The sequence below is a fragment of the Vibrio coralliirubri genome (assembly GCF_024347375.1).
Classification (GTDB): Bacteria; Pseudomonadota; Gammaproteobacteria; order Enterobacterales; family Vibrionaceae; genus Vibrio; species Vibrio coralliirubri.
Genome location: NZ_AP025471.1, coordinates 1,414,439 through 1,426,683 on the forward strand (window position 1 = coordinate 1,414,439; position 12,245 = coordinate 1,426,683).

Genomic DNA, 12,245 nt, shown 5'->3' on the forward strand with positions numbered 1-12,245 from the left:
ATTATTCAACCAGAGGTTAACTCTCAAACGTTAACGTATGCTCTGATTTAGACTTATTTTCCGCTGAGTACGTGCAAATACTGGAGAAGTGTGAGAAATAACACCATAATGTAGGGCTCTAAAATAAGTAGGTAAGAACATGAAAATTTGTGGTGTTGAAATCAAAGGTAACGATGCAGTCATCTGTCTTCTTTCTCTATCAGATGGTGTATTTAACATTCCTGATTGCCGAGTTTCTAAAGTTTCAATTAGCGACGCAAACGACACACAGAATATGAAAGACTTTCAATTCTCTTTTGCAAAGTTAATGGAAGATTACCAAGTAGACAAAGTTGTGATTCGTCAACGCCAAACTAAAGGCAAATTTGCTGGCGGTGGCTTTGGTTTCAAACTAGAAGCAGCAATTCAACTGATCGACGGCCTAGACGTAACCGTTGTATCGCCTGCTGACATCAAAGAGAGCCTTAAGCGTAACCCTCTAATGATGAAGTTCAAAGAAACTGGCCTTAAGCAATACCAAGAAGCACCGTTTACAACGGCATACGCTTGCTTGATGAAGCGCTAATCAAAAGTCGCTAGCCAATATTTGATACAGAAAGAGCCTGAATATTCAGGCTCTTTTTTGTTTCTAGTCATCAGCTTTAAGTAGAATGAGTTTTGGTATACAAACTACCGCTCTAACACTGTTCGCCTGCGAGCCTTAATCCATTCTGGCTTCCTCACCACCAAATAAACCGCGGCGGCGGACAAGGCGAAGCCCATTGCACCATAGATGTCGAACGACTCACCGAAAATAAGCCAAGCTTGAATTGCTGTCGTCGGTGGCACGAGATAGAACACCGATGCCACACTTGAAGATGCACCGTGTTCTACCATGTAAAGCAGCAAGAGGATGGCAACACAAGACAGAACAACCACCAGCCAGATTAGAGTCAGTGTGAATTCTACAGTCCAGTTCACTTGCATCGTTTCGTAGCGCATTGCGAACGGCAGAAACAACGCCGCAGAAGCCAAGTATTGCACCATCGCACCGCCGACCATATCTGTCCCCTGACAGAAGCGCTTCTGATACAGAGTGCCGCAGGTAATACCCACCAAAGAAACCAAACACAATAACGTTGCCAAGCCTTTTTGGTCGTCTGACTGCCATTCAATATTGCCCATCAACACCAAACTGATACCCGCAAAGCCGAGCGCTAAGCCCAACCACTGTGCAAAATTAAAACGCTGCGAAGTACAGCTGATCATAATCAATGCGGTAAGAATCGGCTGTAAGCCAACAAGTAGAGAACTCAATCCGGCGGGCATACCCATATCAATCGCCAGATAGGTGCCACCAAGGTAGAAACCATGAATCAAGATGCCGACCACACTTGCGTGGAAGAACGCACGACCACGAGGGATACGACGCTTAAGGATTGCAATCAAAACCAAGAACAGCGCCACGTTGGCTACCATCCTCAATGAAAGTAATGTTGCGGGTTCCGCGTATTCCACACCAAGACGAGCGCCAACAAAGCCTGACGACCACAATATTACAAACACAAACGGAATCATTTTAATCAACATTACAAACCTCTGGTCAACTCTTCATCAATGCTGTTACCTTAGTTGGGTACAGATAACTAATAAAGATACAGATATAACACTTTTTATGGTTACAGATTGAGAGTGTGCAACGAGGGAGAAAAACGTGGAAGCAGAACTCAGCAGCAATAAATACTTTGCTACCGAACAACATATTAAGGCTCAGATCGATAAAGGACTCTTTCATCCAGACGATCGCCTTCCCTCGATCCGCCAGTTAAGCGAACAGCTTGGCGTGAGCAAAAATACCGTGATTCGTGCCTATCAAGAACTGGAGGCGACAGGCTGGGTCTATTCTGTACCTAAATCTGGCTATCGCGTGAAAGCACCGAGCACCACCAGCTGGGATGCATCAAGCCAACCTCAAAAAGTCGATCTGTTGTCTGTCACTAAATCGGTACTCTCTCGTCCAAAAGGTCGCCTGAAACTATTGGCAGGCTCAGCACACCCGAATATCAACAACCCTGCGATTCGTAGCTTGTATGCCGAAATAGGTCGCCACAGTCGATTACAAACTCAGCTTCCCGGTTATTACCAACTGCCTCCCGGAGACGAGCAATTAGTAAAGCAATTGTTAAAGATCACCCATGATCTTGGTGTGCCTGCGGGATCGAAAGAGATTGCGATTACTCATGGTGCTCAACAGGCGATCAGTTTGGCACTACGTGCGCTCACCAAGCCCGGCGACATAGTGGCGGTCGAGTCACCCTGTTACTTCGGTAATCTACTTTTACTTGAATCACTTGGCTTGCAAGCCCTTGAAATACCAAGCAGTGTTAGCCACGGAATCGACATTCCTTCGCTACAAAGTGCGTTGGACAAATGGGAAGTGAAAACCTTACTGCTAACGCCAAACTTTACCAACCCAACCGGTTCACGGATGCCATTGGCGAACCGAAAAGCGTTACTGGAGATCACCGGTTCTTTACCAATTATCGAAGACGATGTGTTCGGTAGCTTGGCATTCGATACACCAATCGCTAGCCTCAAAGAGCTTGATGACCAAGATAGAGTCATCTACGTCAACTCACTGTCTAAAACCTTAGACTCACGCTTGCGAATCGGTTGGTTACTGTCGGGGCGCTACCAACCTTTGGTCGAAAAGTACCTTTTATGCGACAACATGGGCAGTTCAAACCTGATGCAATCCGCGGTGGGTCAATTTCTCACTACCGGCAAATATCGCAGCCACTTATCCAAAATGAAGCGGCTCTACCAAACCAATCAAAAGCAATTCCAAAGCCTGTTACTACAAGCACTAGATAGCCACCCACACCTTGTCGGGCAATACCACCTATCAAAACCGGAAGGCTCTTTTTTAAACTGGATAACACTACCAGAGTCGGTCGATAGCTACGCGGTCTATCAAGATTGTTTGAAGCATAAACTCGGGATCTTACCCGGAACAGTATTTGGCACCAACGACCAATATAAACACTGCTTGCGCTTCACTGTCGCCAACATTGAAGAGACCAAAGATTGGAAAGAAGGGATTGTGACACTAGCGAAGGTAATCGCTAAACACGTACGTTAGATATTTCCAGTATTCGACTAATATTCTCAGTCCAGAGTTAATAGCTTTGACCTTACTAACATATTAAACATTAGAGATTCGCTACACTCGCAGCCTTTCTATGCTTGGCAGAATTAAACGTGGCAACAATAAAAGATGTAGCAGCACTTGCAGGGGTTTCAACAGCAACGGTTTCTCGTGTATTAAACCGAACCTGCTACGTTGAACCTATCACGCTAGAGCGCGTAGAACGTGCAGTAAAAGAGCTCAATTACCACAAAGATGCTCGCGCAACAGCCTTGGCCAGTAGAAGCAGCAATACGCTTGGATTACTGACGGGCAACCTTGCCGATCCATTTTTTGCGCTGGTCGCGAAGAGTGTCGAGGAAGTGGCTAGAACCAATGGCTATCAATTGGTCGTGGTAAGTGGCGGACACAATGCTCAGCGAGAAAAAGAAGGCCTCGACTTTCTTATCAGCCAAGGTTGTGAAGCAATGGTCATTCATTCAAAGATGCTCGATGACACCACATTACTGCGCTACTCCGCTCAATTACCTGCAATGGTTTTACTCAACCGCACGATTGCTCAAATATCGAATCGCTCTGTATGGGTAGATAATAAACTCGGATCTCAAATATCAGTGCAGCACCTCATCGAGATGGGTCATCGAAAAATCGCCTATGTCTCGAGCGACCTTCCAATCCAAGACAGAACAGACCGTTTACAAGGCTACCAAGAAGCTATGAAAGCGGCCAATATCGAAATACAACCTAATTGGATCATCAACCAAAACTTTAGTGAATCAGGTGGTGAAGCGGCAGGTGACATCTTAGTAAACCAATGCCCAGAGGTCACAGCCGCAGTCACCTTCAATGATGTAATGGCTGCAGGCTTAATGACCAGCTTGCAAGATCAAGGCATCTCGGTTCCCAACGATATTTCAGTCATCGGCTTTGATGATGTTTTGCTCGCTCGCTACCTTTACCCTCGGCTAACCACCATGCACAACCCTATCGACGAGATGTCGACTTATGCGGCTAACCTTGCCATAAAACTTAAAGCCGCAGGATACGCGCCTCCTAAGCAACATAAGTTCGAAGCAACACTGGTTGAAAGACAAACAGTTAAGTCAATCAAGCACTAAAATGAGACAAAATGTGACCGAAATCTCATGCACACACCTCATGTAACCGCTTACATGAAAACAGCATTGAAGTCGCACTTTCGATTTCAGAGCACGCTTATTATCCATTCCGAACAAACCCTACATTCACCTGAGGACAACAAATATGAATAACTCAAAGCCTCTACCATCGTTCGGATTAGCATTAGCACCTATAGCCGTTATGTTTGCGCTGCTTGCTATTGGATACGGTGTTTTAGGACTTCGCATTGAAGTTCTGCTACTCATTTCTGCGACTTTCACTGCATGTATTGCTTGGAAGATGGGCTACAACTGGGATGACATCATCAACGCCATTGTTGAGAAACTCGCAAAAGCGATGCCTGTTATCTTGATATTAGTTTCGGTGGGCGGTCTTATCGCAAGCTGGATGATCAGTGGCACCATCCCCTACATGGTTTACTGGGGACTTAAAGTCATCAGTGCTGAATACATACTGATTGCTGCCTTTTTTTTTACTTCTGTTGTCTCTGTATGTACTGGTACATCTTGGGGATCTACGGGTACCGTTGGTGTTGCACTGATGGGCGTTGCGGCGGGTTTAGATGTGTCACTGGCTGCAGCTGCCGGCGCTGTTGTCTCTGGTGCATACTTTGGTGACAAGATCTCTCCTCTTTCTGATTCAACAAACTTTGCGCCTGTCGTTTCAGGCACCACATTGTACGAACATATTCAGCACATGCTTTACACAACGCTGCCTGGTTTTGTGATTGCTTCTGCTGTCTTTTTCTTCGCTGGCCAAAGTGCAGATATCGCGAACGTAGGTGAACCAGAAAAGGTCACTCAAATTCTTGCGGGACTGGATAGCCTATACAACTTCAATATCCTTTTGATCATCCCACCAGTCATGATTCTGTGGGGCGCACTCACCAAAAAGCCTGTTCTACCACTGATGTTAGGTGCCTCTGCTCTTGCGATTGTATTAGGTATGGTTCTACAAGGTTTCTCTCTACAACAAGGCTTCCAAGCTTATGTCGATGGCTTCAATGTCGCTCTGTTTGAAGCGAAAGGTACAGCGATTGATGGACTAATTCCTGATGTGTCCAAGCTGCTAAACCGTGGTGGTTTGTTCTCAATGATGAGCACCATCCTACTGGTTTTCTGTGCGTTCTCTTTTGCAGGTGTTCTAAGCCTAACCGGTGCATTAAATGTGGTACTAGGTCGTTTCTTGCATATGATTCACTCAACAGGACAACTTATCGCATCAACAGTGATCGCGACAATTACAGTAGTTTTCACAACATCTGACGGCAAACTAGCCCTTCTTATTCCAGGTGAATTATTCCAAAACGCTTACCGTAAAATGGGGCTAGACACTAAAAACCTATCTAGAACCATCGAAGATGCAGGCACAATCATCGAACCACTGGTTCCTTGGACTGCTGCAGGTATTTACATGGCGAGTACACTAGGTGTTGCAACGCTAGATTACCTACCTTGGGCAATCCAATGTTACACCGGTGTCGTTTTCGCTCTGATTTATGGCTTCACTGGGTTTGGTATTGCACGTGCAAAGCCTGAACAATCAGAAGACTCCGTAGAAACTTCTCTAGCTCACAGCACTAAGTAAGGCTCACATCCTATGAATTCTTTCGACAATACGATTAACCGCCGAAACACAGGATCGGTAAAGTGGGACTTTATGGAGCAGAAGCTTGGCTTAGAAGGCACCGACTTGCTACCTATGTGGGTGTCTGACTATGATTTTCAAGCACCTCAACAAGTATTAGAACGGTTAGCTCAAGATATTTCGCATGGTATTTTTGGTTACTCAGAACGTCAAGATGACTACTACCAAGCCGCGATCGATTGGTTTAAAAACCAACATCAAACAGAAATCAAACGGGATTGGATTACAACGGTGCATGGCGTTTTGCCCGGTATTGCTATGGCGTTGCAAATGCTCACGCAAGTGAATGATCAAATCGTTATTCAAAGTCCGGGCTACGGTTCATTCCGTAAGATCATCGAACTAAATGATCGTAAGGTGTTGAACAACCCATTGATTGAATCAGAAGGTCATTACCAGCTTGATTTCGCACATTTGGAAGACTGCTTTGCGAGTGGTGCCAAAGCGTTGATTTTCTGCAACCCACACAACCCAACAGGCAGAACATGGAGCGAGCAAGAAATAATGCAAGTTGCCAAGCTTTGTCAAAAATACGATGTGTGGCTAATCAGTGATGAAATTTGGAGTGACCTAGCACTCACACCGAATACATTTCATTCAACATTGAAACTACCAAGTTCGCTAACCAACAAACTTATTGTGGCGACTGCGGCCAGTAAGACTTTTGGCTTGTCATCATTGAGAATCTCTAACTTCATCATTCCCAATGCAGAATTGAAGGGGCAGTTTGTTCGCCGTTTGGATGCTCATGGCATGGATTGCTTCAACAACCTATCAATGTCAGCGGCAACCACTGCTTATCAAGAGTGTGAGACTTGGTTAGAAGACTTAAAGCAATACCTGCAAGACAATATAGAAACGCTAAACGGATTCCTAAAAACAGAGTTGCCTCATATTCGTTTCACAAAACCCGAAGCGACTTACCTTGCATGGCTTGATTGCCGTGCAATGAAGCTAAGTGATACTGAGCTTGAGCAAAAACTCATTGCAGCCGGAATTGTACCGAGTATGGGGTGTGCCTTTGGCGAGGAAGGCTCAGGGTTTATTCGATTGAATCTAGGGTGCCCTGCAGAAGTATTAGCAGACGCTTTGGTACGACTTAAAGTGGCATTAGTTGTAGAACAATAAGTAATTAGAAAACGTAACCCAACCCAAACAACAAAGCCCCACTCAACTGAGCGGGGCTTTCATCATTATCAGGTTTTTATTTGGTTAACGGTAATTAACCTTGCCAAGCGAACTGCTCAAATACTTTGTCAACTGGCGTTTTAGCAACGTGGTTTACGTAGTTACTGATCACTTTCTGAGACAGGCCAAGAATCACTTCTAGCACTTGTTGCTGACCGTAGCCCGCTTCGAAAAATGCTGCCATTTCACTTTCAGGCACATTGCCGCGGTTACGTACCATGCTCAGCGTAAAATCATGCAGGGCTTGCAGCTTTTCAGTGGGTAAAGCTGTGCGATTACGCAGTGCTTCGGTGATTGCAGGATCAACCTTCATTGTATGTGCGATACCTGTGTGAGCTGGAACGCAGTAGTGGCACTCGTGTTCAACGTTGATGGTTTGCCAAACAACCGTTAGCTCTTCAGCATCGAAAGATGAGTCACTAAACGCCTGATGAAGCTGGGTGTAAGCCTTAAGTGTGTTTGGAGATTCAGCCAACACACCAAACAAGCCCGGCACTCTACCCATCTGCTTTTTAGCGCCCTCAAGAATAGGTTGGCTTTGCTCTGGCGCGGATTCTACTGAGTGAATTTTGAAGTTGCTCATTGCTCTATCCCTATCAATTTTCGGTTCTAAAGTTATTCAATCACGGAGCAATTAATGAATGTTCTCCGTTGGTGTGAAAACAATATAGATCAAACAAGAACGATCGTTCAAGCATTATTTTGAACACTCGTTCAAATTGTACATTGAAGCCTGACGGATATCTTTTGTTCATAACGAGAAAGCCCAACAGGCAACACCTGATGGGCTTTCTCTTTTTCTCAATTTTTTGCAAGCGACTACCAATATTCTGCGTGAGCCAAGCCTTTAACACAGCTCGACTTTCCACTTGTTACGTTGATTTCACCACCGGTCAACGATTGAGCTAACCAACCGTGAGGGAAACTCAATTCAAAGGGCGCTGGAACCTGCTCAACGGTAATTTGCCCAAAGCCCACTTTTGAGTAGTAGTCAGGATCACCGTAAGTCACTGCAAGCTCAACACCTTGTTCAGTCAGAATCTGCAAACCAAAGTTAATTAGTTGCTGGCCAATACCACGCTTTTGAACCTGAGTGCTCACCGCGACTGGTGAAAGCAAATATGCCTTGGTTTCATCGTCAAATGAAAGTGGCGTAAAGATAATCGCGCCAACAATCGTACTATCCGTATCCGACTCACTAGAATCGTCTTCAGCAACAAAGCAAAGTAGCTCTGTCGGGGCTGTGGTCGTTAAAAGATCATTGGCAAGCTTACCCACGGTTTTACCTTCGTTCTCGCCTTCTGAATCTGTAAAGGTCTGAGTAAAAACTTGAGTGACCGTTTCGATTTCGTTTGAATTATATTGTCTAAATTTCATGGTGTTACTCACTTACTTTAATTTCTTGAGCACAAAGAACTGATAATCAAAATCACGTTGATTAGAAACTTTAGAAGGCTGTTGATCCAAACCGTTCTTTGATGTGCTGCTATCGAAAAAATGTTTAACTTCATTGTCGCAATCTACGAGCGCTTTTGAGTTCGGCATCGTTGCTTTAAGCGCTTCTACTCGCTTTTGAAAGGGCTGGTAATACGCAAGCCAACCAGCGTCGCTCATTGCAAAGTGCTCCAAAACTTTATAACCCACAGCTTGTGCCTGTTTAATTCGCTCGGATACCGTCGTCATGTCTGGGTACTCTTTTTGCCAGAACGCTTTGCTCGATTCGTTAGGTTGTTCGGTATTCCACACCAAATCATTGACGACCAATATGCCGTCATCACTGAGTAAATTTCGCCACTGGTTTAGCGCCTTTTCAACACCCATGATGTAAGCGCTGCCTTCCGACCAAATTAGGTCAAACGACTTAGCTTCAAACGGCAGATCCATCATGCTCGCGCACACGGTTTTGACGTTGCTTTCTAAGCCAAGAGCCTGTGCATGCTGAGTCAGAATATCTAAGCTCGGTTGATCATTATCTACCGCCGTTATGTGCACATCCGCTTGATGTTCTACTATAGCTTTCGCTAACACAGAGGTGGCAATACCTTTACCACAACCGATCTCAAGCACACGTTTGGGAGAAACTGGAACTCGAGCCAACGCCGCTAAAGTATCTTCCGCGGTTCCTGGCCCTAAACGCTGTAAACCCTCAAAGATCACGTCAAAATCCGCCATATACTGGTCATGATCGTTCATGTCTTTTGAAAGCCATTTCAGTCGCAGTGCTTGCTTCTCATCAAAGCCTTGCTTAATTAGCCAGTCGAGATGCGCATCAGGCGCCACTTTGTCCATCGACTCATGCCAATCTTGCAAACCACTCTCGCCTAACAGGGCCGATAAAAGATCTCTCGAACGCTGTTTCTGAGCGATCTCTTCATCCAATTGTTCAAGTCGGTTTTGCAACAAAGAGCGGTCAACCTTGGCATCTAAACACGCCTGACACTCTTTTAACGTCAGGCCACCCGCTTGTAACTGCTGCAACAATTTCACACGCTGCAAGTCGCGTTCGGAATAACTTCGATAACCATTGCTGGTACGTTGAGCTTCAATCAAACCCAACTTTCCATAGTACAAAAGCGTTGAACGGCTCAGGCTAACGAGCTCCGCTAATTCAGATATGCGATACATGCACTTCTCCCTCATTTCTATCTATAAGATAAACTATGAAGTTGTAGTCAGGTCAACACTCAATTAAGCATTTTTCTCATCTTGTTTAGCTTCAAACTGGTAACGCTCTTTGGCATGTCTTTTAGCGGTAAGCTTTCCATTTATGACTAGCCATCGCTCTCGCTTAACGTCTCTTTGATTGAGGCGTACATTAAGCCGCTAATGACACAAAGAGCTCCCATAATTAAATAGCCGGCACTCATACCAAACAGCTTCACGCTTATCCCCGCAATCAAGTAAGTAAAAAACCACCAGAAATGCGTTAAAGAGAAATGAGCAGCAAAATACGGGGCGGTGTCTTCTCCCTCACACGCTTGGGTGATCAAAAGACCTGCGGAAGTTTGAATACAAGACATTCCGACGCCCATGGCTAAACACATTACGCCAAAGCCAACCCAACCGGGTGTGAAACTGCCAACGGCAAAAGAGGCACAAATCGTCAGCAATCCTATCCAATGAAAATGTTGCGGCGAGTGACTCTCTAACCACTTGGGTAACCGCAGTGCCATAAGCATGGAACCCAAACCAACGACCATCATTGCTAATGCGGTTTGCGTTTCGTCACCGTGCAGCACTTCGTGTACGTAGATAACCGTATTCACTAGCACCATCGCAGAAGCACTGGCCGCGGCAAGATACGCAAACCACAGAGCTCTCAACTTAGGTTTATTCAAGTAATTACGCAGCGCTTGCACCGCGCTGGTCTTTTTCGTTTTATGCGCTGATTCTGTCACTCGTTTCAAATTCGGTAATGTACACAGTAAGATCAACACACCAGACAGTAGAAAAGTGGCTGCATCGAGCATGAATAACTGTCTAAAACCAATCAAGCTCAACAATAGAGCCGTTAGCATTGGGCTAAAGATCTGTTCGAGATCATAAGCCATTCGGCTGAACGACAATGCTTTCGCGTACTGCGTTTTATCCACCAAGACCAAAGGTAGCGTTGATTGAAACAAGGGAGTAAAACCCGCAGAGCACGCATTGATGAGAAACATCAACACATAGACTTCCCACACTTCGGTGACAAACGGTAAACAGACAAACAACAGCGCCCTAATCAAATCCAGCGCGAACAAAGTCCTTCGTTTCGGCAACTTATGTGCGATTGCACCAAATACTGGCGCGAGTCCTATGTACGCCAACATCTTCAAAGCAAATGCAATACTCAGCACCATCCCTGCTTCATCACCCGACAGCTCATACGCGAGCAAAGCTAAGCAGATGGAACTCATGCCAGTTCCGACTAACGATATGATTTGAGCAGACAGCAAGCGAATATAATCTCTATTGCGCCACATTGGAGTAATGTCCGTTCTAGTGCTCATTCGCTTACCTCAATCCGACCTACTAAGTCAGAGAATAGACCACGTAACCAAAGTTGAATGCTGTCCCAAAGTCGTACCATCCAAGATCCTTGTTCTACAGATTGCTCTGCCACTAAAGCGAAACTTGCCACCGTATTACCGTTACTTTTCCAAACAACTTGTCCCACTTCATCCCCTTGCTTAATAGGCGCGAGCAGTGGTTTAGTCATTACCACAGATTTTTGCAGCGAATCGACTAACCCTCTTGGCATGGTGAGGTACGCATCTTCGGCGACCTTGGCACCGACTTGTTCTGTATTCCCCTTCCAAACTCGTACCTGAGACTCTATTCGATCCTCTTGCATCACTTGTTTGGTGTCGTAAAAACGAAACCCATAACTCAATAGATTCTTTGACGCAGAGGTTCGCGCTTGTGGGCTAGTGGTGCCCATAACGACCGATATCAAGCGCATCTTCCCTTCCGTCGCCGAGCTGACTAAGCTGTAACCCGCATTCTCGGTATAGCCCGTTTTTCCGCCATCGACATTAATTGACTTGTCCCAAAGCAGCTTGTTTCGGTTATATTGAGTAATCTTATTCCAAGTAAACCGACGCTCTTGATATAAAGCATAAACGTCAGCTACATCTCGAATAATCGACTTCATCAAAATCGCCATATCCAACGGAGAGGTTTGGATTCCTTCGCCATCTAAACCATGCGCATTCACAAAGTTAGTATCTTGCAGCCCAAGCGACTTCGCCCAACCATTCATTAGGCTAACAAAGGCTTGTTCACTCCCTGCAATGTGCTCTGCCAGTGCGACAGAAGCATCGTTACCCGATTGAACGATCACCCCTTTCATAAGATTTGAAACTGAAATCTCATCGCCAGGCTGAATAAACATCTTGGATGACTCTGAGAACTTTGCCGACCACGCGTTTTCACTGACCGAGACTTTATCCTGCCATGTCAATCGACCAGCTTTAATCTCTTGTCCAACGACGTAAGCTGTCATTAATTTGGTCAAACTGGCAGGGGCTAAAATGGCACGTGAGTTTTGCTCTGCAATGATGCTCCCCGATTGAAAATCCATCAAAACATAACCTTTGGCCGCCAACTCAGGCGGGTTCGGGGTTACCACAGCGAAGCTTGGAGCACTCATTCCCGCTAA

At 45.4% G+C, this 12,245-nt stretch carries 11 protein-coding genes; 5 read left to right on the plus strand and 6 right to left on the minus strand.

Annotated features, from left to right (window positions below; genetic code table 11):
* The first annotated feature begins 139 nt into the window (after nucleotides 1–139).
* A complete protein-coding gene (locus OCV20_RS23055) occupies nucleotides 140–565 on the plus strand; it encodes a DUF3010 family protein (protein WP_017069797.1) in 426 nt (141 codons plus the stop codon).
* Nucleotides 566–669: 104 nt separating this feature from the next.
* On the opposite strand, the gene OCV20_RS23060 is transcribed toward OCV20_RS23055, so the two are convergent.
* On the minus strand, nucleotides 670–1,569 hold the full coding sequence (locus tag OCV20_RS23060; RefSeq protein WP_048611675.1) for a DMT family transporter: 900 nt from the start codon (nucleotides 1,567–1,569) through the stop codon (nucleotides 670–672).
* A 124-nt stretch (nucleotides 1,570–1,693) separates the two neighbouring features.
* Here OCV20_RS23060 and OCV20_RS23065 point away from each other — a divergent pair, with 124 nt between their 5' ends.
* From OCV20_RS23065 to OCV20_RS23080, 4 genes are all read left to right on the plus strand, one after another.
* Entirely contained in the window at nucleotides 1,694–3,121 is a 1,428-nt protein-coding gene (locus OCV20_RS23065) for an aminotransferase-like domain-containing protein (protein ID WP_086774199.1), read from the plus strand.
* Nucleotides 3,122–3,240: 119 nt separating this feature from the next.
* The gene (locus OCV20_RS23070; protein ID WP_048611949.1) at nucleotides 3,241–4,245 is read left to right on the plus strand and encodes a LacI family DNA-binding transcriptional regulator; all 1,005 of its coding nucleotides are present in this window, start codon (nucleotides 3,241–3,243) and stop codon (nucleotides 4,243–4,245) included.
* 145 nt (nucleotides 4,246–4,390) lie between these two features.
* Nucleotides 4,391–5,854 (plus strand): Na+/H+ antiporter NhaC, encoded by a 1,464-nt coding sequence (gene nhaC, locus OCV20_RS23075; protein ID WP_086774200.1) that lies wholly within the window; start codon nucleotides 4,391–4,393, stop codon nucleotides 5,852–5,854.
* A 12-nt stretch (nucleotides 5,855–5,866) separates the two neighbouring features.
* On the plus strand, nucleotides 5,867–7,042 hold the full coding sequence (locus OCV20_RS23080) for a MalY/PatB family protein (RefSeq protein ID WP_086774201.1): 1,176 nt from the start codon (nucleotides 5,867–5,869) through the stop codon (nucleotides 7,040–7,042).
* Between the two features lie 94 nt (nucleotides 7,043–7,136).
* On the opposite strand, the gene OCV20_RS23085 is transcribed toward OCV20_RS23080, so the two are convergent.
* From OCV20_RS23085 to OCV20_RS23105, 5 genes are all read right to left on the minus strand, one after another.
* Nucleotides 7,137–7,685 (minus strand): carboxymuconolactone decarboxylase family protein, encoded by a 549-nt coding sequence (locus OCV20_RS23085; RefSeq protein WP_050651355.1) that lies wholly within the window; start codon nucleotides 7,683–7,685, stop codon nucleotides 7,137–7,139.
* A gap of 236 nt (nucleotides 7,686–7,921) precedes the next feature.
* Complete coding sequence (locus tag OCV20_RS23090; RefSeq protein WP_086774202.1) at nucleotides 7,922–8,491, minus strand: GNAT family N-acetyltransferase; 570 nt, start codon at nucleotides 8,489–8,491, stop codon at nucleotides 7,922–7,924.
* On the minus strand, nucleotides 8,492–9,727 hold the full coding sequence (locus tag OCV20_RS23095; RefSeq protein WP_086774203.1) for a MerR family transcriptional regulator: 1,236 nt from the start codon (nucleotides 9,725–9,727) through the stop codon (nucleotides 8,492–8,494).
* A gap of 146 nt (nucleotides 9,728–9,873) precedes the next feature.
* Nucleotides 9,874–11,094: an MFS transporter gene (locus tag OCV20_RS23100; RefSeq protein ID WP_086774204.1), complete on the minus strand. Its 1,221-nt coding sequence runs from the start codon at nucleotides 11,092–11,094 to the stop codon at nucleotides 9,874–9,876.
* Nucleotides 11,091–12,236 carry a D-alanyl-D-alanine carboxypeptidase family protein gene (locus OCV20_RS23105; RefSeq protein ID WP_086774214.1) on the minus strand — a complete coding sequence of 382 codons (1,146 nt, stop codon included), beginning with the start codon at nucleotides 12,234–12,236 and terminating at the stop codon, nucleotides 11,091–11,093. The genes OCV20_RS23100 and OCV20_RS23105 overlap by 4 nt, the downstream gene beginning before the upstream one ends.
* Nucleotides 12,237–12,245: the final 9 nt, after the last annotated feature.

What these genes read in the sequence shown, in the direction of transcription:
- OCV20_RS23095 (WP_086774203.1), bottom strand. Translation starts at nt 9,727, where the DNA reads ATGTATCGCATATCTGAATTAGCGGAGCTCGTTAGCCTGAGCCGTTCA.
- nhaC (WP_086774200.1), top strand. Translation starts at nt 4,391, where the DNA reads ATGAATAACTCAAAGCCTCTACCATCGTTCGGATTAGCATTAGCACCT.
- OCV20_RS23055 (WP_017069797.1), top strand. Translation starts at nt 140, where the DNA reads ATGAAAATTTGTGGTGTTGAAATCAAAGGTAACGATGCAGTCATCTGT.
- OCV20_RS23060 (WP_048611675.1), bottom strand. Translation starts at nt 1,569, where the DNA reads ATGTTGATTAAAATGATTCCGTTTGTGTTTGTAATATTGTGGTCGTCA.
- OCV20_RS23085 (WP_050651355.1), bottom strand. Translation starts at nt 7,685, where the DNA reads ATGAGCAACTTCAAAATTCACTCAGTAGAATCCGCGCCAGAGCAAAGC.
- OCV20_RS23100 (WP_086774204.1), bottom strand. Translation starts at nt 11,094, where the DNA reads ATGAGCACTAGAACGGACATTACTCCAATGTGGCGCAATAGAGATTAT.
- OCV20_RS23105 (WP_086774214.1), bottom strand. Translation starts at nt 12,236, where the DNA reads ATGAGTGCTCCAAGCTTCGCTGTGGTAACCCCGAACCCGCCTGAGTTG.
- OCV20_RS23080 (WP_086774201.1), top strand. Translation starts at nt 5,867, where the DNA reads ATGAATTCTTTCGACAATACGATTAACCGCCGAAACACAGGATCGGTA.